The sequence below is a fragment of the Priestia sp. HNGD-A6 genome (assembly GCF_045784335.1).
In the GTDB taxonomy this organism is placed as follows: Bacteria; Bacillota; Bacilli; order Bacillales; family Bacillaceae_H; genus Priestia; species Priestia zanthoxyli.
Genome location: NZ_CP138622.1, coordinates 119,475 through 139,692, shown reverse-complemented (window position 1 = coordinate 139,692; position 20,218 = coordinate 119,475). Strand labels below are relative to the sequence as shown.

Below are 20,218 nucleotides of genomic sequence, written 5' to 3'. Positions count from 1 at the left end.
TAACTCACTGTCCTTCTGCAGGACCTACTGGAGCTACGGGACCTACTGGGGCTACAGGACTCACTGGAGTTACGGGACTCACTGGAGTTACGGGGCTCACTGGAGTTACGGGGCTCACTGGAGCTACGGGAGTCACTGGAATTACGGGGCTCACTGGAGCTACAGGACTTACTGGAGCTACAGGATTCACTGGGGCTGCAGGGCTCACTGGAATTACGGGGCTCACTGGGGCTACAGGGAACACTGGAGTTACGGGGCTCACTGGAGCTACGGGAGATCCTGGACTCACTGGGGCCACAGGCCCTACAGGGAACGCTGGAATTGCTGGGGTCACTGGAGCTACAGGGCTCACTGGAGCTACAGGCCCTACTGGAGCTACGGGCCTTACTGGAGCTACGGGACTCACTGGAATTACGGGGCTCACTGGAGCTACAGGACTTACTGGAGCTACGGGACTTACTGGAGCTACAGGACTCACTGGGGCTACAGGGCTCACTGGAGCTACAGGGCTCACTGGAGCTACAGGATTCACTGGAGCTACAGGACTCACTGGAGTTACGGGACTTACTGGAGCTACGGGCCTTACTGGAGCTACGGGACTCACTGGAGCTACGGGACTCACTGGAATTACGGGGCTCACTGGAGCTACAGGACTTACTGGAGCTACAGGATTCACTGGGGCTACAGGGCTCACTGGAGCTACGGGCCTTACTGGAGCTACAGGACTTACTGGAGCTACGGGACTCACTGGAATTACGGGGCTCACTGGAGCTACGGGAGATCCTGGACTCACTGGGGCCACAGGCCCTACAGGGAACGCTGGAATTGCTGGGGTCACTGGAGCTACAGGGCTCACTGGAGCTACGGGCCTTACTGGAGCTACAGGCCTTACTGGAGCTACGGGACTCACTGGAATTACGGGGCTCACTGGGGCTACAGGGAACACTGGAATTACGGGGCTCACTGGGGCTACAGGGAACACTGGAGTTACGGGGCTCACTGGAGCTACGGGAGATCCTGGACTCACTGGGGCCACAGGCCCTACAGGGAACGCTGGAATTGCTGGGGTCACTGGAGCTACAGGGCTCACTGGAGCTACAGGCCCTACTGGAGCTACGGGCCTTACTGGAGCTACGGGACTCACTGGAATTACGGGGCTCACTGGAGCTACGGGAGATCCTGGACTCACTGGGGCCACAGGCCCTACAGGGAACGCTGGAATTGCTGGGGTCACTGGAGCTACAGGGCTCACTGGAGCTACGGGCCTTACTGGAGCTACAGGCCTTACTGGAGCTACGGGACTCACTGGAATTACGGGGCTCACTGGAGCTACAGGACTTACTGGAGCTACAGGATTCACTGGGGCTACAGGGCTCACTGGAATTACGGGGCTCACTGGGGCTACAGGGAACACTGGAGTTACGGGGCTCACTGGAGCTACGGGAGATCCTGGACTCACTGGGGCCACAGGCCCTACAGGGAACGCTGGAATTGCTGGGGTCACTGGAGCTACAGGGCTCACTGGAGCTACAGGCCCTACTGGAGCTACGGGCCTTACTGGAGCTACAGGGCTCACTGGGGCTACAGGGCTCACTGGAGCTACAGGACTTACTGGAGCTACGGGACTCACTGGAATTACGGGGCTCACTGGAGCTACAGGACTTACTGGAGCTACGGGCCTTACTGGAGCTACAGGACTTACTGGAGCTACGGGACTCACTGGAATTACGGGGCTCACTGGAGCTACAGGACTTACTGGAGCTACAGGATTCACTGGGGCTACAGGGCTCACTGGAGCTACGGGCCTTACTGGAGCTACAGGACTTACTGGAGCTACGGGACTCACTGGAATTACGGGGCTCACTGGAGCTACGGGAGATCCTGGACTCACTGGGGCCACAGGCCCTACAGGGAACGCTGGAATTGCTGGGGTCACTGGAGCTACAGGGCTCACTGGAGCTACGGGCCTTACTGGAGCTACAGGCCCTACTGGAGCTACGGGCCTTACTGGAGCTACGGGACTCACTGGAATTACGGGGCTCACTGGAGCTACAGGATTCACTGGGGCTACAGGGCTCACTGGAATTACGGGGCTCACTGGGGCTACAGGGAACACTGGAGTTACGGGGCTCACTGGAGCTACGGGAGATCCTGGACTCACTGGGGCCACAGGCCCTACAGGGAACGCTGGAATTGCTGGGGTCACTGGAGCTACAGGGCTCACTGGAGCTACAGGCCCTACTGGAGCTACGGGCCTTACTGGAGCTACAGGGCTCACTGGGGCTACAGGGCTCACTGGAGCTACAGGACTTACTGGAGCTACGGGACTCACTGGAATTACGGGGCTCACTGGAGCTACAGGACTTACTGGAGCTACGGGACTTACTGGAGCTACAGGACTTACTGGAGCTACGGGACTCACTGGAATTACGGGGCTCACTGGAGCTACAGGACTTACTGGAGCTACAGGATTCACTGGGGCTACAGGGCTCACTGGAGCTACGGGACTTACTGGAGCTACAGGACTTACTGGAGCTACGGGACTCACTGGAATTACGGGGCTCACTGGAGCTACAGGACTTACTGGAGCTACAGGATTCACTGGGGCTACAGGGCTCACTGGAGCTACGGGCCTTACTGGAGCTACAGGACTTACTGGAGCTACGGGACTCACTGGAATTACGGGGCTCACTGGAGCTACAGGACTTACTGGAGCTACGGGACTTACTGGAGCTACAGGGCTCACTGGAGCTACAGGATTCACTGGAGCTACAGGACTTACTGGGGCTACAGGACGTACTGGAGCTACAGGACAAGAAGGAGAGTCTGGAGCTACGGGACCCACTGGAGCCACAGGGCGTACTGGGGCTACGGGACTCACTGGAGCTACAGGCCCTACTGGAGCTACGGGCCTTACTGGAGCTACAGGACTCACTGGAGCTACAGGACTCACTGGAGCTACAGGACTTACTGGAGCTACGGGACTTACTGGAGCTACAGGACTTACTGGAGCTACAGGACTCACTGGAGCTACGGGACTTACTGGAGCTACAGGACTTACTGGAGCTACAGGACTCACTGGAGCTACGGGAATAAGTTTTACAACTAATTCTATGTTTGCAGGCAACACAACCGGCAGTACCATTGCAGTTTTATTAGGCGGGACAAGTATTCCACTTCCTAGTAATCAAGATCTCGATGGCTTTACTGTCAATGGTACTAATACAACATTTACAGTTCCAGCTACTGGACGTTATTACATCACATATCAAATTAATCCTACAGCTACTGTACTTGCTGGATCTAGGCTCATCCTAAATGATACAACTCCAATCCCTGGATCCATAATAACTCCAGCTCTTGCTATATCAAGCTACAATAATGATGTTATCGTTTCTTTAGCTGCAGGCAATACGATTACCCTTCAATTATTTGGTTTAATTGCTACAGTGGTTTTGACGGGTGGAGGATCTTCTGGAGCTGCATTAACAATTATTCGTTTATCGGGATAAAAGGAAACAATTCTTAGCTTAAGAATTAATATGAATAGTTCTTAACTTGAGCCGTAATAACTCTAAGTTAAAGAAGCTAAAGAATTAATGGCAAGCAGTTAGTTGATGGATTTTTGGAGTGAGTAGGTACTCATTTCTTCTAATAGAAATAAGCAATTAGAAAAGACCCTGTATAAATTAAGATACAGGGCTCTTCTAAAATTTCGTATATTGTTCAAATTATTTATAGGGTTATAAATCAATATAGTGAAAACTTAAATAAGAAGAATATCTTCTAGGTGAGAAATACCTAGGAACTAATTGTAATAAGGGAGAATGTTAACATTAAACAAGTGCATTGCCCATAACCCATCAAACCAACTCTAAAGTTTTCCCGATTATTACTATCATATAGGGGAAGGAATACAAATTATTATTTAAAACTAGGTTAAAAAAACCCTATATCTAGAGAGATGAAGAATTTTTCTTTTTATCTCCTATACTAAACTTCTTTCATTGTTAATTTCCGAAGGATCGAGAATATTGTTTTGTAGAAAAAGGAGTTTGCTCAACTCTACTGTTCCGTTAGTTGAACAAGATTATTGTTATCATCCTAATTTTAACATAAGTTTTCTAACATTTGGTTTACTGTTGTGGAGCTTATATCAAATTTTCCCACACCAAAAAAGCAATTTGACATACATTTTGTTTTTTCTTCCTTTTATATTAACTTATATTAATAAAAACGTTTATAAACGTATGTGTGTTTTAGAATACGTTCGTAATGTGTTTTTAAACTTAAATGAACAATAAGAATGATAGATCTTCTATTCAAAATCAAGGTTCGTAAAAGTATATTTTACGAACCTTTAAACACACTTTAAACTAAACTTCATTCCAAGTTACTTCTTCCCCGTAGTTAAATGGCTTACACTTTCACCTCTTTTACTACATATGCAAACCAAAATATAATAGTGATTACTGAAGCAATGAATAACTGAGGATAAGTTAAATATATGGGAATTGCAATTGCTACTAGTACTGTTACACCTGAACCTGCTATTTTATTCTTGGAGAATTTGTATATTAAGTAACCTAATAGAACACTAAGAACTATTACAAAGAGACTAAAAAATACGGTTATCATAATCGAATACAATATAAACACAACTCCCCCACCTTTTTATTGTAATATATGGTAAATTACTATGAAAAGGAATGAATTTCAACAATAAAGAGGTTTATTTCTTTTTTATCTGCACTTGGGCTGCTTATTCCAAGTGCTATTAACGCATCACATGCACTCTTAGGAATAAGTAATTTATTAAATTTTGTCTAAAGTAAGATCTACTATATTCTTAGAGTAGCTTATTAAAGTTAAAGGAGATTGTTTTATATGTTTAGTCAAAAAAGAACATATCAAATATTAACAGCTATTGTTGGAGTTTCATTTGTCATCTATAACTACACATTAAAATCTAACGTAAGTGAAGCGACTGACTCCTATATTATTTTTCCTATTAGTATTACATTGCTTTTATTTTTTGCCTTTATGTACATTAAATTAGATAAAAAAAGTGATTGAAAACGCTACTTTTTTTATGCATTCTTAGAACATTCACCTTTATTACAAACCTTATAATATCAAGATTTCATAAAAAGTTGCATACTCCAGTTTGGGCGACAGGCTTAAAGCCCTTGATACATAAGAAGTCCTTTTTTCCATGTCTACCGGAAAGAGACATTATGTTAACTAACTTTGTATATCATATACATCAACTTTTTGCATTTATTTGATAAAATACTATAAATGCCTAATTTCAATGATGGATTAATGGGAGGTGAATGTAATGAATGAGCCGATTGTCAGTGAATTAATAAATAAACTTTCTCTATTGTCACCTGACAAAGAGTACGCTGAATTAGCAGTTGATTTAAATGATATTTGTGAAAGTAGTGAAAAACTTAAGTTATTAATCAAGCACTTATGTCATTCTTCTCTAGACAAGGAAACGCTAATAGATCAGTTAATGGAAATAGAATTAGAACTTGACCATATCAATTGGCATTATAAAAGTTTGAAAAAAGAGTTAAAATCAATAACCCCATAAAAAACAAAAAAGAGGCAAACTAATTTGTCTCTTTTTTTGTTCTTAGAAGATGGATTATGTTAAGTGTAATTAGAGAGAATAGGGACTCTAGCTTCTTATAAAAGAAAGGTTAGAATCCCTTTTTTATTTGTTTAAGATGGTACTTTCTTTGAACTTCTGGAGACTTTCTTTGCTGCAAAAGAAAAAGCATCTGGAACATAGAAAATAACACTTAAGATTCCTCTCATAGCTAACTTAGTCATTGAAAAAGCTAGTTCCATCATTCATTCCCTCCTTTTCATTACATATTTTATCATAATTTACCGAAAATTCTTTATATATACAGTTCCTATAACGCACATTATGTTAATTAAAAGACTTTATTTATCCATAAATGTTATTATTTAGATTATACGTTTATAAGTACTAAGAAGGAGATATGGATATTAAATGAGCAGTTTTAAGAAGATACTCATTGGAATTATAATGGCCTTAATATTACTCTATATTGGAGCTCAAGTTGTCATGACTAGTATAGATTGAATTCTAGTAAAACTATTTGATAAGAGGCAAGAAGCATCTAATAGCTAGATGCTTCTTTTGGTGCCTAGAATGTGGATTATAGTGACTAAATAAGGCCTGATTTTATTATAGATACCTCATGTATTTTTAAGATCTGAAGCCTTTAAAAGAAGTAGTACACTAAATAATACAATCACGATACCAGCACATAAGAGAATAAATTTAATATCGACATTAATGCTAAGAAGAGTGGAAACTAATCCATAAGAAACTGGAATAAGTCCCATGGAAACCATTGTATTTACACTCATAACTCGACCTACTATGGTTGAGGGTGTTTTCTCCTGTATTAAACTAACTATGGGAATATTAATACTTGATACACAACATCCAATAGCTAACAAAATAGCAGCAGCAAGCCAGAGATTAATTCCTTGGCTAAATATCATAAGTAATGACCCTTCCAAGAATATGAAAGAAATTGCAAGTTTTCCTCTATTCCTTTTTATGTTCAACCAGCCCATGATTATAGCTCCTAACAACATGCCACTAGCAAACGAACTTTGTAAAATACTTAAGTAAAAAGCATTTCCTTTAAAATGATCCTCTGCAAGGATAGGGATGCTTAACATGAGAGGTCCAATAAAGAATAAGTTGACAATAATAAATGTCACCATGACTGTCAGAAGAAACGAGGAATCTTTAACATAATTAATTCCTTCAGCTAAATCCCTTAAGATAGATGTTTTCTTGGGCCTTAATGTCTTCTTTTCTTTGATGAATTGTAACAAGATTATGCTTATCAAAAGTGTAAAGCCAATTATCAGAAAGATGGTTGAATATGAGAAAAGTGAAAGGAGAGTAGCACCTAAGACAGGGCCAAACATGACAGAAAGCTGATTCGTTGTTTGTATTACTGAATTCGCTCTGACTAGTTGTTCTTTATGAATAATCCCTGGAACAATTGCATCTCTAGCTGACCAAAAAAATGCATCTGATGCCCCAAATAATAAAGCAAATATAAGTAAGGCAGAAAGAGATAATAAATTATTTGTATAGAATAAAGCCATCAGAAGTAGCATAAAACACCTAGTTAGTAATGAAAAGAATATAACTCTAGATCGTCTGTATTTATCTGATACAACGCCTCCTATGACCATTAATAATACTCTAGGAATCGTAGTCGCCATTAAAATAATTCCTAAAGAGCTCTTCAAGTTTAGGTAATTGACTACATACCACTGCTCAATAGTTAAATACATTGAAATAGAAAGGCTTGAAAATATACTTGCTACCCATAGATAAATAAACTTTCCTTTCCAAATACCTGTTTGTACTTTAGCCTCTTTAGTTATTGGAATCACATTTACACCTCATTCTTATTAAAAATAACAGTAATCTAATTAGATAGATATCGAATTAGTTGGATTGAAAAATGAACGAAGAAACGTTCATTTTAAAAGGTAACAGGCCACATCTCTTTTGGATTTAATTCATATTCTCCATTTTGCCTATACATGAAGTGTTGCATAATTAATTCTCTACGAATAGTCGCATAATCTTCATGATAGTTTTTTATATATTCATTAAGATCCCTTTCTTTATACGTTTTTCCTTGATGTAAATCACGTATTAAATACGCTAATATAACGTTCTTTTTCTTTCTTTGACTCGGAATTTGTTTCAATGTCCCGTCGCTATTTATAAAATTTTTAACAATAGATAACTTATCTTGATTATTGATTTTACTATCTTGGTTCTCCATAGACTCCTCCCCAATATTTAAGATAGCTTTTGAATTATATTCTAGCCTTTCACTATCGAGGTAAAAATAAATAATGTTCCCTTGTCTTCTTTGATAAACTAACCCTACATCTCTCAATTTTGAAATATGGTGAGTAATGGTTGGCGGTTGTAACCCAAGTTTATAAGCGATTGCTTGGCCATGAAGAGGGCCTTTTTTTAATAAGGAAATAATTCTAATTCTTGTGGGGTCTCCAACTGCCTTATGGTAATTGACTAATTTATCTAATTGCATAATTTAATACCTTCCTCCTCCAATTCGATTATTATCTAATTAGATAATAATCGAATTGGAGGTCTGTGTCAAAAAGTACCAGATTGATAATTTCCTATAATATGGATTACGTTAACTAAAGGTATAAAATATATATAGTGATTTAAATTTATATTATTGATAAAATGGTACAAAAAGGTAATTCAGTTAGGGGATTAGTATGTTTTTCAATATATATCGAGTTGTCCATCTTTTAATAACAGGTATTATTATTCTCCCATTCGCTTGGTTCCTTGCTGAAGGAGGATTAGGCGAAAACTTTTCTGGAGACAGATTTACCGATCCAAAAATGTTACTAGTGATTCCCGTATGGGTTTTAGGATCAGTCTTATTATTTATCAAAAAAACTGTAAAATGGGGTCTTATTGTTACTTTCTTGCCCATAATTTTAGCTGTATTATGGGTTTCGATTTCCATTTTAAGAACTTTAGTTTCCTTTTGATAAATTAAAACCTTTAAAATTCTTCATTAGAAAAAGACTCTTAATTTATTACCGATAATACGTTTTATGTTAACTAGGAGCTTATTTATATATTTTAACTAGGACTAGGAGCTTACCTTTCTATTTAATTCGTCTGCGAGTATCTTTCTTTATAGAAAGTAAAAAGGTTTATAATAGGAATGAGAAATACATAATAGTTAGGCTCTCTAAGCACTAACTATCTGACTTTTGCTGTAGAATTCGTATTTTAGTCATATGTTATGAAAATAAAAAGTATCAATTTTAGGCAAACTTCCAATTTACACCTGATTTCGCATTTAAATATGATAATAAAATCCCATATTTGTAATAAAAAAGAGGTTGCAGTCTGCGACCTCTTTTTTATTTATTAGCTGCGTTTAGTGCAGTCAGTGAATTATCAAGTGCTGATTTGCACTTATTGACATCAGGGTTGGATGAACGAGCTGCTGCTAATACAACATCAATAGTTCCATCGATCTTGGTCCATTTAGAACCGTCTATTTTTCTAAGTTTAGCTTCTGATGAGTCCCACTTATGTTCTAAATCGTCTGCTCCTTTTTTCGTTGCAGTAAAATTTTTTGAATTTACATCCTTGAGCATATCATTTTCAATTTTAATAAAATCCTTTAATTGCCCAGATAATGAAGCTTGTGAAGCAGTGGATTGTGATACTAAATCATTACTGCGCCAGATATAACCACCTATACTTAGAACTAAGAAAATACAGAGCACTACAATGGTTTGTGTCAAAACATTTCTCTTACTTGCACGTGTTGGATTTGTATCCACCATTTCATTTTTTGAAGTTATATCAATTTTTGTAATGGCGAGAAAAACAATTATTGCTAAAATAGCTATAAGAAAAATAACACTAGTAACAGTTGTTCCCAAACCTAATCCACCATTAACTTTTGTTTGTGATAGGTAATCTCCTAATGATGCTCCCAGTGGACGAGTAAGAATATAGGCAATCCAAAATGCTAAAATCCCATTAAGTTTTGATTTGTATGCCAAAAAGATACAGCCTATGATAATGATGACTGTTACTCCCGTTTTAAGGTAGCCAAAGCCTAGTTGTTCAGAGTATAAATCACCTACTGCTGTTCCAAGTGCAAATGTAAAGAGAATAGTAAGCCAATAGAAAACTTCTCTTCTTCTTGTATAAATTGAGTGTATAGAGAGTGTTTTTTCACTAAGATACCAGAAAAGAAAAGTTAAGCCAAGTAGAACGGAAAAAACAGTTGTACTAACTTCAAGAGGTACTCCCATTGCATCTGTCAAATTATCAGTTACTAATGTTCCAAATACGCTTATAAGCACCACCGTTGTCCAATAAATCCCTGGGGCATATTTAGTTGCTTTAAATTGAAGGTATAATAAAATAAAAAATGCTATTCCCATAATTATAGTAGTGACAGTTAACCCAAATCCAAGGTTGAAATTTAGAAAATCAGCAAATGTTTCACCTACAGTTGTGCACAAAACTTTGATTATCCAGAAGAAAATTGTGACTTCTGGCACTTTGTTAAGTGCAATACCCAATTTATTTTGGTTCTCTTGCATACACATTCCCCTTCTTTGCAGTGGTTTCCCACAACTTTTTTAAAAGAACAAACTGATTTTTCTATATTATTGCCGTGCATTTTAGAATTCAAAAAACGAGTGCAATCTATATCAATTTACTCCATTAGTCATTTACTATTATTTGTTTTTGTTGAAATTAATTTTTTCAAAGAACACCTCATATCCAATATGTTTTTAAAGTTAAGATAATTGTATGGGAATACTCTTAAGTATCTATGAAAAATAAATTAATAATTCATTAGAATAGTTAATTTATTAGTTCCCTTTTACGCCTTTTATAGCAGTTAAAACTATGAATAACACCACCAAAAAACATGAAGTAAACGTTTACTTATTTAGCGTCGTAATTTTAAGCTTTTATTTTTAATAGTTAACTTTAAAAATAAATATTGTGATTGATTCTTTTTTTAGTAAATAACCTTATTTAAGTTCTTTTATCTTTTAAATAAATACTAAAGTATTTTATATATTATTAACCTTTCACCATTTATACTTAATGACGACAAATAAGAATAAAATCAACAAGAGGTGCGTATGTTACCCGCACCAAAAACATGTGAGTAAACTAACTATGTTTAAGATTTACTAGGTAAATTATGAAACTAGACAGGGTAAAGAAAGCGACAGTGGAATGGCAAGATGTTCAAATGGTAGAAAATTAGCAATTAGAAAAGACCCTGTATCATTCAAGACTCAGGGCTCTTCTAAAGTTTTGTATATTGTTCAAATTATTTACAGGGCTCTATATTGTATCATACAATATAGAGCCCTGCTACACTTTTTCGCTTTGAGAATTTTGAATATAAAAAAGAATTCATTTCGAAAATAATTATTCAAAATGAATTCTTTTTATATAGATTAAGGTCTATGAAAGTTGACCGTTTTTTCGTCATCTCCCGTTCGTTCAAACCAGCCTCTGAAGGCCCAGTTATCATAACCTCCGTCACCTTCATTAATAAATGTTCCTTCTTCAAATATCCAGACTCCATACGTAATACCATCATAATCTACGGTATCAAAATACTGAACACCTTGTAATTGATCTGAATTATAACTTTGACTCAAATTCATGACCATTACATTATATTGTTGACCCGATTCAAAAAACGCCTTTTCCATTGCTCCTTTGACAAAACCACTTCGATTATCAGCCGTTTTAGCTGCATCTGCAATCGCTTGCCCAATTGCTACTGGATCAATTGCTACGTCTCCTCCAACTTCTGCAGCTTCTGCGGAGCCAGCAGAACCTCCTAAATTCGGTAGAGTTAATGGCGTCGCTAACATAGCTAAACCTACGGCAGAAGCTACAACAGCTTGTTTCGCTCTTCTCATTTGATCTCCTCCTATTTTAGTTGATTCTTAGAACAACTACCCTTTTTTTTGAATATTAAAACAAAAATACCATAATTAAGAAAAATTGGGTGAGGTGAGAAAAAGCAAGAGAAAGGTTTGAAAAAAACCTGAAAATAATCTCGATCTATTGAAAATTCAGGTAGCTTAAACATACATTTCAGTAAAGACTCTTATAAAACGTCACTTACTTGTTTGTTACCGATTTGCTCTGATAAACCGATTAAGATTCCTTCTACTCCACGGATGTAGCAGAGCCGATACGAATCCTCGTATTGAACCACTTCGCCAACGAGCTGAGCGCCGTACCTAGTGAGTCTGGACACCATTTCGTCAATGTCTTCAACAGTAAACATGACGCGCAGATAGCCGAGAGCGTTTACAGGAGCAGTCCGGTGATCTGATATAGTAGGTGGGCTGAGAAATCGCGAAAGTTCAATTCTGCTGTGGCCATCCGGGGTAACCAGCATCGCAATCTCTACGTGCTGAGAACCCAATCCTGTTACACGTCCACCCCATTGACCTTCGACGGTGGCTCGCCCTTCAAGACTCAAGCCAATCTCCTCAAAAAAAGAGATTGCATCATCAAGGGATTCTACAACGATACTGATATTGTCCATTCTTAGTAGGTTGTTTTTTTCCATAGTTTTATCTCCTTATATGTGATATTTTATTATCTGTTCATTTTCATAATCATTCTATTAAAAAGTTATAAATTCCTTTCAAACAAAACATTCTTACCCTGTTACTAAGCCATATTTGGTATGTATTTTATATTCTTTTTAGAAAATGATCTATTTGCCAATAATACACGAAGGACTTTACTATTTACTAAGCTAATTAATGAAAAAATTGGTGTAATAACAATTTCGAATAGTGTATAGTAAAAAATAATTTTCATTATATGTCTGAGAGGTGGGATTGTTATGGAAAAGCTAGAATATGAATGGGTAAAACAAGCACGACAAACTTTATTAGAGCAGTGTAGAGAATTGAGTGAAGGTGACTTGACGAAAGAGTTTGCATTTGGTTTTCAAAATATTAGAGATTCTCTAGTTCATGTGGCAGGTTGCTACCATGCTTGGTTAGGTTCTTTTGTGCTTTCAGAAACATCATCACCACTATTCACAAAAGAAGTAATTAATACTATGAAAATAGACGATATTCAGCATTATTTTCAACAGGCTGATAGATATGTAGAAAAAGTATTGGAGCAATTCACAGATAAATTTGATGAGTCTATCGAAAAAGAACTTGCTTGGAGAGCAAACAGTGGTTTTGTAAGAAAGACACCTCGTCAATTGCTTACCCATTCAATTACTCACGAATCACATCATAAAGGACAAATTGTAGTTATGTTACGCCTATTAGGGCATACACCTAAAAATACGGACATATTGGGGTTACCTGAAAAAGAACCTTCCAAATAATAAATTAAGAAACCTTCTCACAAAGAGCAATGTTTTTGAAATAACGTATGTGCTCTTTGTGAGATTCGTAAAAGTAGACTTTTGTAGTTAATATAAAACCAATTAAAGGAAAAAGGTCCTTGTCGGAGGATATGTCTGTTATGGTTAACATATAATCTTCTCTAGAGGGTGAAGTCTATAAAGGAGTTTTTATTTATCAAAAAAGCTCGATAAAAAAAATAAAGTTAACTAGCTTTATTTTTTATAATATACATCCTTCTTTTCAAATAGTTGATTCTGTATACAAGTATGATATATTAGAAGTCATACTATTTTTTACAAATTTCAACGTAACTCTATTTTTGAGGAACCTCACGTCCACTGCCGAGGTTCCTCTTTTATTTTGTATGCGTAGCAACACATTCAAATTAGCGTTTGATTACATATTATGGTAAATTGTTTTATTAAATCCTTATATAGAGCTCATCACAGAAGACATTTCTTTTAATAGGCAAATGTTTTCTGTGATCTCTTTAACCTGTTAATAACAAATAACTAGCTATAAATATATAAGCACAACTTTAATTCAACAGGATTTTGATACCACTAAAGAATTTTTAAAAAGGTTCTTTATAGAGTCTCTTTTTTATTTTAAAGCTTAACTTTTTAGTTCTACGTAGAAAAATATGTTTTACTCTCGGTTTGTCTTTTTCCTTAAATACTTTATGCTCGTGTTGTTTAAACAATTTATTCCCTATCCACTAACCCTTTCTTTTAAATAACCTAAAAATCCATTTTGGACTTTAACTATATGGTCACCGTTCCAAATACTATTGACCCTAAAGTAATACCACCTTCGAGATTCACCTAAAAATTCTCCAACGCTATAACCTTCTTTGATTAAATGAGCTTGAATTTCTTCTTTCCAATCATTAAACATCTTCTTCCCTCCTATTTAAGATTGTTAAGACTTTCCTTTTACTAATCCCCATTTCATTCAAGGGGAAACCAATCATTCTTATTATTCATATATGTTGGTATTATCTATATCACATAAGCTTTATAGCAATTCCAACTACGGTGAATAGAGCACCTTCAAAAGATTTGTAGAGGATAACACGCCATAACAAAAAAGCCGAAAAGGTAACTCTCGGCTTTTTGAATCACATGGTATCTATATAACTGTGTATACAATTAGCAAGGGAGTTTAATCTTCCCAAACTTCATTCATTAAATCTTCAATTTCTTTTGCCAGCTTTTTCGTTTCACTTTCATCAATCTCAACTTTATCTCCCGTAATATAAACGACATCTCCAACGTGTGTATTCTTGGGAAAGATATCTTTAGGAAAATCTTTTGTCTTTCCTTCAATTTCAACAACAGCAAATTCCTCTTCAAATCGATCAATAATACCTTTTATCTTTTTCATAATTACCTCGATTTTTTAACAGAATAAGATAATCCATCACCTGTAATTATAATAGTACCACTTTGGTCTGTTCGCAGAATACTTGCTTTAGAGTTCTTTAGCAGGTTCACAACTTGAGAAGTGGGGTGTCCATAGCTATTTTTACCAACGCTAATAACCGCATACTTAGGCTTTACGGCATCTAAGAAATTCTTACTCGTAGACGTTTTGGCACCATGGTGCCCCACTTTAAGCACATCTGCACGTAGTGTCTTCTTTGCCTTAATCATGTCTGTTTCTGCTTTTGTTTCAGCATCGCCTGTAAATAAAAATGTATTCTTCTTATAAGTCATATGTACAACAGCACTCCAGTCATTTAAATCACTGTTGGCATATGTTTTGGTAGGCCCTACAATTTGAGCATTTACATCTTTAACAGGTAACTTTACGCCTGCTTGTGCTGTTTGAATCTTTAATTTTTTCTTTTTAACAGCATTCAAAAAGTCTTTGTAAGCTTGAGTGTTATTACTTACTTTCGGTGCATAAACATTTTCTACTTTAAATGCATTAATAACTTCATCTAACCCACCAATATGATCAGCATCAGGGTGAGTAGAAATTAATACTTCTATATCATCAACTTTTTGTTTCTTTAAATAATTTACAACCTCATTTCCTTTTCCCTTGTTTCCACCGTCAATAACAATATCTTCACCATTAGGAGCTTTAATATAAATGCTATCTCCCTGACCGACATCAATATAATGTACTTTCATAGTCTTAGGTGTTGCTGCGTAGGATGAAGCTGGAGCTGCAGCAATCCCTATTCCTATAGCGAGCGAAGAAACAATCTTGATAACACGACTCTTCATTGTTTTATCCCCTTTTAATAAATGTATTTTTATTTGTATCCTTCATTTATAGCAAAATTAATTTTACTACATGAAACCATTTGTTAATACAAATAAATTTGAATATTTTTACTTATAAAGGTGAAAAAAGTCATGTTATATGTGAAGATAAGTAACAAAATGGAGGTAAATAGTAATGAAATGTGCTATTTTAAGAATTAGGTGATATTGACATTTTAGGAGAAGTGGACCTTATGATCAAGCTACTACATATAGTTAATTCTAAATTCCCAATATGGACAATTAGCTTGAAAGAGAGGTGTTTTCAGATATTATGTCACAGGCAAACAACTAAAAAGTGATGGATATAGAAGATAAGCAACAAAGTATTTGTTGTGAAAGGTGTTTCTATACTACATAATCCAATTTAGCTTGAGCTCGGTGGTAACTGTAGTTTGACTGTTTTTAAAATCTTATAAAGGGGGGCATGTGAATGAAGAAAGAACTCTTATTTGAATCCTATGTCTTGCTATTTGATATTGAAATATCACTTGTTAGTATAATAGAAAAAGAAATGACTACATGTTATGGGCATTTATGGCGACAAATCTTTTTCGTCGAGGGCGGAACTCGCCTTTATGATAACATTCCTCTGTTCTTTAGATTAACTCCTCTTAGAGGTATCTTCACAGATCATGAGTTACATGACTTGTGTATAATATCAGATATACAAAATGCACTAGATCTGCATTCAACTATTTCTCAAGACGATTTTGACCACCTTAAACATTTCTCTAAGCAACTCAATACAAAAAAATCCCCCAAATTGGTTCTCTAATTTTATTTACAGTTAAATTCAAATGAGTTTTAGATCATAATAAAAGTAATAACTGTAAATAAAAAAGAAGTAAAATCAAAAATTTGTAACCCTTTTCAATGAATGATAGGCTGAGAACAACTTATTGAGTGCACAATTTATTTGGTAGAATAAAATCATTTGAAGGTGGTCTAATTTTAGACCACCTTTTTTTATACGATTAGAAAAAGGAAATATAAAGTGCAGAGCTTTTTAGTCCAAACAAGCTGGTTGTATTTTAAGTAAAGAAAAAAGAATTTTGACCGTCCATCTCTATACCTTAACCTTAAGAATAGTGTATAAAAATATAACAAAAGCTCCGAAAACCTTCTTTGCTTTCAATACTATACCTTCTTCATTTCTTCTTGAGTAAGACCTATTGACTAAACGATTGCAGCACATTGAAATGGAATTAAATGTTTATATAACTTTAATTGGGGGACTTACCTTGTAAGAACATCAACATTTAATTGAGAGGAGAATGGAAAATGAACAATAATACAGGAACTGTTGAAAATAAAGTAGAGAATAAATTAAATGAGATGAGTCAAGAGAAGAAAGACAATATTCTTTCTAGTTTTAACGATTTTAAAACATACTTAGGAGATAAAGTCACAAAAGGTGAGAAATTAGGCTTAAATGATGATCAATTAACTTTGGCAGCTAAAAAAATAGCTGATTATTTGGCAAAACATGAGGAACCACAAAATGAAGAACAATATTTATTGCATGAACTATGGAAAGTTGGAAATGAAGAAGAGCAACATCACCTTGCTCATATGCTTGTTAAATTAGTTAAAGAATAGATTTAAGTTGCTTGCCGGATTCCCAGGGTACACGATTTACCGTACCCTATGTAATATTACATCCATATAAAAGGACATTATCTTTATAGATAACGTCCTTTTATATATTCAACTATTCTTTTTTAGCTATATTAAAGTATTGGATGTTCGCTCTAACAGTGCAACACCTTTTTTAAAAATCCAATAGGTTGAACCTATACTGAATCTAGGTTTTTTATAGGAATATGTGATTAGCAATTTAGTTTATGAAAGCTTAACAGAGAGAAATGAAAAGCTGACCATTTTTGTGAACTTCTGCATAAAATACCTATGAAATAGAACTTATATCTAATTCCTGAAATTTTTCATATAATCATTTTTTATCAAGATTTAATTTAGCTAAATTATTAGTATTAATAACTCCATTTACAAGCCTTAAGTGCATTACCTATTTACAACTGTAGAAAATCTTCTACTTTTACATCCTTCTTTAACTTTCGTAACCCTGCATTTATTCTATAAATTGTGGAGTATTTAGGTATGTAGTTTTTATCATTACAAAGCCTCGATATGGTTGGACGACTTAACTTTGTGGCATTTTCGAGTTCTAATTGATTGATATCTTCTTGCTTATCCAACCACCTTCCAAACCTTGTTCGCTTCTTTCCTAAGCCTAGAATCATACATCCATCTCCTTTATCAAGAAGTATGGACATTATGTAACTTTTTTAATCATAAGAAAAAAAGTTACATATAGGACAAGCATTGGCTCATATCATAGAGTAAGACGTCAGAAAGAGACGTCACCTTATGCTACCAAGAATGGAGCGATTGAAATGACAAAAGAATTAGCAATCACGTTATTGAGTCGAAAAGACGTCTATTTAACGTTAGAAGGTAAGCAGATGTTAGAGGTCATTTTGAAAGAGAAAAGCGCATATGAAGAAAAATAAGAATCCGAAAAATCATGTAGACACCTATCGACCAACTGTGCGGTATCATTCTATTTATCGTACATATGTAGATAGTCTGTTTCAGGCTACCGAGTTAGACCGAAATCAAATTATAAGATGTGCGCTTTTTACAGCAGCGCACAACCCTGTTTTTTTAGCGCTAATGAATCAGTATAAAATGAGTGACGTCCCTCTCCCCTCCTCTCCATGGCAGTCTGCTTCCCACCCGTTATGGATGGAACAAGAACCCAACATCGAAGAGAAAGGAGGAGGAGAAAATGATGACGGTGAGAGAAAAAGAACGTCTACAAGAACTTCTGCGTTACTTGGAACATCAACAGACGGCCAATCGTTCTCTGGAAAAACTCTTGAATTCAACCAACAGTCCTCTAGCCATGAAAAGACAGAAAGAATTACGAGACGTCAGCAACCGATCGAGAGACGTACAAGGGCGATTCCTACCTTACAATTATCAAACAATGGAGGAATTAGACTTGATCTTAGATAAAGAAGTCCAACGAAAACTTAAAATAGAGCCGATTGAAGGTTCTTATAACAGTTATGCAGTGCATGAAAGGGAAAAGAGAGATTGGAGTGGGAATATCTATTTGGCTTGTGTGGCATTGATTTTAGCCATTGGCTTTTTTACCTGACGTCTTTTTAGAATAGTGTCGATATTTTGGGCATAAACATATAGCATGAATACAGTTAAGACCGCCTTATATAATGAGACATAATGGGCGGTCTTTGTTCTAAATATGATTGAAAACATCTTAAAAGTGAGCAAAGTTTCAGTAACAAGAAACAAGGATAAAGATTTATATTAAATATATCTTTTATACCTTATACTGCAGATGGCACAGGAGGAATATAGATGAAAAATAGCCCTCGTTTCGACGAATTAGTTTTTGATTTTGAAAAACGTTTAGGTCGACATTTAAATAGCAAAGAAAAAGAGTTACTTGTATGGATAGTGGAACAAGAAAATAATGAGTTTATTCAATAATCTATAGTTAACCCTTCACACCTCAAGAAATTTTCAAATGTGTAGCTATCTGCTTATACTCTATAGGTAATACACAGAAAAAACTCCTACCCATTAAGGTGTAGGAGTTTTAAATAGTCTCAAATAGTAGATTAGAAATAAAGGATATTCGGTAATGCATATGAAATGAAAGTTTAACTTTCCATGTTATTCTATCAAAAGTATCTTTACTATTGAATATGGCAACCTTCTCAATTTGCTATCTGTATCTGGAATAACAAAAGGTAATAAATCACAAGTTACCCTATTGTAGATTAAGTATTAATCTACAAATGCCTGTTTATCCTCTATTTCACCTGGTTTTGAATATGTAACGTAAGTGCCTGCCATCATGTCATGAAGACTTCTTTTATCCTTACGGAAAACCACCATGAACACACTTACAATTAACGCAATACCTAATGTAATACCATAAACAATGCCGGCTACAAGAACTCTTAATAGCATTGCTCCAATTCCAAGTTTCTTTCCATTGACTTTGACAATTCTCACTCCAACAATTCGTTTCCCTATAGTATATCCATACCATAAAATAGGTACAGCAACTGCATAGATAAAACCTATGAGTGATGTAATGGGATCTTCACGATCAAAGTCTCCTGTAATAAGAAAGCCAATAAGCCCCAAAGGAATACTTACAATAATGCCATCTAACAGATTTCCTAATAGGCGTATCCAAAATCCTGCTGGTTTTGTTACTTGATCCACTTTATATTTCTCCCCTTCTTGTAAATTAACACTTTATCTATCTAAATAGCTCCTCAGATGATGATAACATGATTGAAGAGGAAGGTAAAAAATATAAAATATTTTAAATTTATCCACTAAAAATAAAATACATGTCTCTAGTATTGATATTGTTAAAGACATATTTATAGAAGAGAGATAAAAGATTAATTAGTTTTTTTTAGTTGTAAATTTCCCTTATTAAAGATAATAACGGCATTATAAGCTTCATATAAGGCATACACAGGGTAACAAAAAGCCATAAATACAATCATAGTTGGTACCTTTTCAACAACAGGAAAATGGCCGGCCAAGAAACTTTTAACCGTAATTCCTAGATAAACCAATAAAGGAATGATAATAACAGCTAATAACAGTAACCACGGGGTCATTTTGGTTTCCTTCAGTTTTTCTCGACAATGCGGACATTTCATTGTAAAAGGACTTGAAAAATCTTCGAAATGCTCAATTGTAATAGGTTTTTGACACCCTGGACAAGGTGTTGACTTTTTCATATAAGTTTCTCCTTTTTGAAATGTAAAAGAGTAGAAATAATAGGGTTATTGAATATATAACATTGCTCTTTAAAAAAAAGCTTTAAATAAGTT

22 protein-coding genes are annotated in these 20,218 nt (G+C 36.0%); 9 read left to right on the top strand and 13 right to left on the bottom strand.

Features of this window, described 5'->3' with window-relative positions:
- Window positions 1–4: 4 nt before the first annotated feature.
- Window positions 5–2,764, bottom strand: a complete 2,760-nt coding sequence (locus SCI76_RS27350; protein ID WP_407545317.1) for a mucin 17-like protein — start codon at window positions 2,762–2,764, stop codon at window positions 5–7.
- Window positions 2,765–3,113: 349 nt separating this feature from the next.
- On the opposite strand from SCI76_RS27350, the gene SCI76_RS27345 reads away from it, so the two are divergent.
- The 3 genes from SCI76_RS27345 (at window position 3,114) to SCI76_RS27335 (ending at window position 5,602) form a co-directional block, all read left to right on the top strand.
- On the top strand, window positions 3,114–3,512 hold the full coding sequence (locus SCI76_RS27345; protein ID WP_239993432.1) for a BclA C-terminal domain-containing protein: 399 nt from the start codon (window positions 3,114–3,116) through the stop codon (window positions 3,510–3,512).
- A gap of 1,375 nt (window positions 3,513–4,887) precedes the next feature.
- Window positions 4,888–5,076, top strand: coding sequence for a hypothetical protein (locus tag SCI76_RS27340; RefSeq protein ID WP_063247199.1), 189 nt, complete (start codon window positions 4,888–4,890; stop codon window positions 5,074–5,076).
- A gap of 265 nt (window positions 5,077–5,341) precedes the next feature.
- Entirely contained in the window at window positions 5,342–5,602 is a 261-nt protein-coding gene (locus tag SCI76_RS27335; RefSeq protein WP_099331481.1) for a hypothetical protein, read from the top strand.
- Between the two features lie 131 nt (window positions 5,603–5,733).
- Here SCI76_RS27335 and SCI76_RS27330 read toward each other — a convergent pair whose 3' ends face one another.
- The 3 genes from SCI76_RS27330 to SCI76_RS27320 all read right to left on the bottom strand — a co-directional run bounded on the left by SCI76_RS27330 (window position 5,734) and on the right by SCI76_RS27320 (window position 8,141).
- A complete protein-coding gene (locus tag SCI76_RS27330) occupies window positions 5,734–5,865 on the bottom strand; it encodes a hypothetical protein (protein WP_265589654.1) in 132 nt (43 codons plus the stop codon).
- 375 nt (window positions 5,866–6,240) lie between these two features.
- Window positions 6,241–7,467: an MFS transporter gene (locus SCI76_RS27325; RefSeq protein WP_099331482.1), complete on the bottom strand. Its 1,227-nt coding sequence runs from the start codon at window positions 7,465–7,467 to the stop codon at window positions 6,241–6,243.
- A 92-nt stretch (window positions 7,468–7,559) separates the two neighbouring features.
- Window positions 7,560–8,141, bottom strand: a complete 582-nt coding sequence (locus tag SCI76_RS27320; RefSeq protein WP_098113790.1) for a metalloregulator ArsR/SmtB family transcription factor — start codon at window positions 8,139–8,141, stop codon at window positions 7,560–7,562.
- A gap of 199 nt (window positions 8,142–8,340) precedes the next feature.
- Here SCI76_RS27320 and SCI76_RS27315 point away from each other — a divergent pair, with 199 nt between their 5' ends.
- Window positions 8,341–8,622 (top strand): hypothetical protein, encoded by a 282-nt coding sequence (locus SCI76_RS27315; protein ID WP_099331483.1) that lies wholly within the window; start codon window positions 8,341–8,343, stop codon window positions 8,620–8,622.
- A gap of 381 nt (window positions 8,623–9,003) precedes the next feature.
- Here SCI76_RS27315 and SCI76_RS27310 read toward each other — a convergent pair whose 3' ends face one another.
- The 3 genes from SCI76_RS27310 to SCI76_RS27300 all read right to left on the bottom strand — a co-directional run bounded on the left by SCI76_RS27310 (window position 9,004) and on the right by SCI76_RS27300 (window position 12,221).
- Entirely contained in the window at window positions 9,004–10,206 is a 1,203-nt protein-coding gene (locus SCI76_RS27310; protein ID WP_099331444.1) for a hypothetical protein, read from the bottom strand.
- An 879-nt stretch (window positions 10,207–11,085) separates the two neighbouring features.
- Window positions 11,086–11,559 carry a hypothetical protein gene (locus SCI76_RS27305; RefSeq protein ID WP_048022018.1) on the bottom strand — a complete coding sequence of 158 codons (474 nt, stop codon included), beginning with the start codon at window positions 11,557–11,559 and terminating at the stop codon, window positions 11,086–11,088.
- A 191-nt stretch (window positions 11,560–11,750) separates the two neighbouring features.
- Entirely contained in the window at window positions 11,751–12,221 is a 471-nt protein-coding gene (locus SCI76_RS27300) for a VOC family protein (protein WP_099331443.1), read from the bottom strand.
- A gap of 282 nt (window positions 12,222–12,503) precedes the next feature.
- Between SCI76_RS27300 and SCI76_RS27295 the strand changes: the two genes are divergently transcribed.
- Entirely contained in the window at window positions 12,504–13,007 is a 504-nt protein-coding gene (locus SCI76_RS27295; protein ID WP_048022022.1) for a DinB family protein, read from the top strand.
- Between the two features lie 733 nt (window positions 13,008–13,740).
- Here the strand turns inward: SCI76_RS27295 and SCI76_RS27290 are convergent.
- From SCI76_RS27290 to SCI76_RS27280, 3 genes are all read right to left on the bottom strand, one after another.
- Window positions 13,741–13,926 carry a hypothetical protein gene (locus tag SCI76_RS27290; RefSeq protein WP_048022023.1) on the bottom strand — a complete coding sequence of 62 codons (186 nt, stop codon included), beginning with the start codon at window positions 13,924–13,926 and terminating at the stop codon, window positions 13,741–13,743.
- 267 nt (window positions 13,927–14,193) lie between these two features.
- Complete coding sequence (locus SCI76_RS27285; protein ID WP_099331442.1) at window positions 14,194–14,415, bottom strand: DUF3006 domain-containing protein; 222 nt, start codon at window positions 14,413–14,415, stop codon at window positions 14,194–14,196.
- A gap of 2 nt (window positions 14,416–14,417) precedes the next feature.
- A complete protein-coding gene (locus SCI76_RS27280) occupies window positions 14,418–15,170 on the bottom strand; it encodes a ComEC/Rec2 family competence protein (protein ID WP_407545316.1) in 753 nt (250 codons plus the stop codon).
- Between the two features lie 568 nt (window positions 15,171–15,738).
- On the opposite strand from SCI76_RS27280, the gene SCI76_RS27275 reads away from it, so the two are divergent.
- Together SCI76_RS27275 and SCI76_RS27270 are read left to right on the top strand one after the other, a co-directional pair.
- On the top strand, window positions 15,739–16,083 hold the full coding sequence (locus SCI76_RS27275; RefSeq protein WP_099331440.1) for a hypothetical protein: 345 nt from the start codon (window positions 15,739–15,741) through the stop codon (window positions 16,081–16,083).
- Window positions 16,084–16,589: 506 nt separating this feature from the next.
- Complete coding sequence (locus SCI76_RS27270) at window positions 16,590–16,907, top strand: DUF3243 domain-containing protein (RefSeq protein ID WP_099331439.1); 318 nt, start codon at window positions 16,590–16,592, stop codon at window positions 16,905–16,907.
- Between the two features lie 431 nt (window positions 16,908–17,338).
- Here SCI76_RS27270 and SCI76_RS27265 read toward each other — a convergent pair whose 3' ends face one another.
- Window positions 17,339–17,569: a transcriptional regulator gene (locus SCI76_RS27265; protein WP_194273220.1), complete on the bottom strand. Its 231-nt coding sequence runs from the start codon at window positions 17,567–17,569 to the stop codon at window positions 17,339–17,341.
- A 548-nt stretch (window positions 17,570–18,117) separates the two neighbouring features.
- On the opposite strand from SCI76_RS27265, the gene SCI76_RS27260 reads away from it, so the two are divergent.
- Together SCI76_RS27260 and SCI76_RS27255 are read left to right on the top strand one after the other, a co-directional pair.
- Complete coding sequence (locus SCI76_RS27260) at window positions 18,118–18,492, top strand: hypothetical protein (RefSeq protein ID WP_194273219.1); 375 nt, start codon at window positions 18,118–18,120, stop codon at window positions 18,490–18,492.
- 221 nt (window positions 18,493–18,713) lie between these two features.
- Window positions 18,714–18,845, top strand: a complete 132-nt coding sequence (locus tag SCI76_RS27255) for a hypothetical protein (protein ID WP_265589655.1) — start codon at window positions 18,714–18,716, stop codon at window positions 18,843–18,845.
- A gap of 300 nt (window positions 18,846–19,145) precedes the next feature.
- Here the strand turns inward: SCI76_RS27255 and SCI76_RS27250 are convergent, their stop codons facing one another.
- Together SCI76_RS27250 and SCI76_RS27245 are read right to left on the bottom strand one after the other, a co-directional pair.
- The gene (locus SCI76_RS27250; RefSeq protein ID WP_099331437.1) at window positions 19,146–19,592 is read right to left on the bottom strand and encodes an RDD family protein; all 447 of its coding nucleotides are present in this window, start codon (window positions 19,590–19,592) and stop codon (window positions 19,146–19,148) included.
- Window positions 19,593–19,777: 185 nt separating this feature from the next.
- Window positions 19,778–20,125, bottom strand: coding sequence for a hypothetical protein (locus SCI76_RS27245; RefSeq protein WP_099331436.1), 348 nt, complete (start codon window positions 20,123–20,125; stop codon window positions 19,778–19,780).
- Window positions 20,126–20,218 lie beyond the last annotated feature (93 nt).

Bases quoted from the DNA above. Each gene is read 5' to 3' on its own strand.
- SCI76_RS27310 (WP_099331444.1), bottom strand. From the start codon at position 10,206: ATGCAAGAGAACCAAAATAAATTGGGTATTGCACTTAACAAAGTGCCA.
- SCI76_RS27275 (WP_099331440.1), top strand. From the start codon at position 15,739: ATGAAGAAAGAACTCTTATTTGAATCCTATGTCTTGCTATTTGATATT.
- SCI76_RS27290 (WP_048022023.1), bottom strand. From the start codon at position 13,926: ATGTTTAATGATTGGAAAGAAGAAATTCAAGCTCATTTAATCAAAGAA.
- SCI76_RS27320 (WP_098113790.1), bottom strand. From the start codon at position 8,141: ATGCAATTAGATAAATTAGTCAATTACCATAAGGCAGTTGGAGACCCC.
- SCI76_RS27300 (WP_099331443.1), bottom strand. From the start codon at position 12,221: ATGGAAAAAAACAACCTACTAAGAATGGACAATATCAGTATCGTTGTA.
- SCI76_RS27245 (WP_099331436.1), bottom strand. From the start codon at position 20,125: ATGAAAAAGTCAACACCTTGTCCAGGGTGTCAAAAACCTATTACAATT.
- SCI76_RS27265 (WP_194273220.1), bottom strand. From the start codon at position 17,569: ATGATTCTAGGCTTAGGAAAGAAGCGAACAAGGTTTGGAAGGTGGTTG.
- SCI76_RS27285 (WP_099331442.1), bottom strand. From the start codon at position 14,415: ATGAAAAAGATAAAAGGTATTATTGATCGATTTGAAGAGGAATTTGCT.
- SCI76_RS27305 (WP_048022018.1), bottom strand. From the start codon at position 11,559: ATGAGAAGAGCGAAACAAGCTGTTGTAGCTTCTGCCGTAGGTTTAGCT.
- SCI76_RS27330 (WP_265589654.1), bottom strand. From the start codon at position 5,865: ATGATGGAACTAGCTTTTTCAATGACTAAGTTAGCTATGAGAGGAATC.
- SCI76_RS27335 (WP_099331481.1), top strand. From the start codon at position 5,342: ATGAATGAGCCGATTGTCAGTGAATTAATAAATAAACTTTCTCTATTG.
- SCI76_RS27255 (WP_265589655.1), top strand. From the start codon at position 18,714: ATGAAAAATAGCCCTCGTTTCGACGAATTAGTTTTTGATTTTGAAAAA.
- SCI76_RS27295 (WP_048022022.1), top strand. From the start codon at position 12,504: ATGGAAAAGCTAGAATATGAATGGGTAAAACAAGCACGACAAACTTTA.
- SCI76_RS27340 (WP_063247199.1), top strand. From the start codon at position 4,888: ATGTTTAGTCAAAAAAGAACATATCAAATATTAACAGCTATTGTTGGA.
- SCI76_RS27345 (WP_239993432.1), top strand. From the start codon at position 3,114: ATGTTTGCAGGCAACACAACCGGCAGTACCATTGCAGTTTTATTAGGC.
- SCI76_RS27280 (WP_407545316.1), bottom strand. From the start codon at position 15,170: ATGAAAGTACATTATATTGATGTCGGTCAGGGAGATAGCATTTATATT.
- SCI76_RS27315 (WP_099331483.1), top strand. From the start codon at position 8,341: ATGTTTTTCAATATATATCGAGTTGTCCATCTTTTAATAACAGGTATT.
- SCI76_RS27260 (WP_194273219.1), top strand. From the start codon at position 18,118: ATGATGACGGTGAGAGAAAAAGAACGTCTACAAGAACTTCTGCGTTAC.
- SCI76_RS27270 (WP_099331439.1), top strand. From the start codon at position 16,590: ATGAACAATAATACAGGAACTGTTGAAAATAAAGTAGAGAATAAATTA.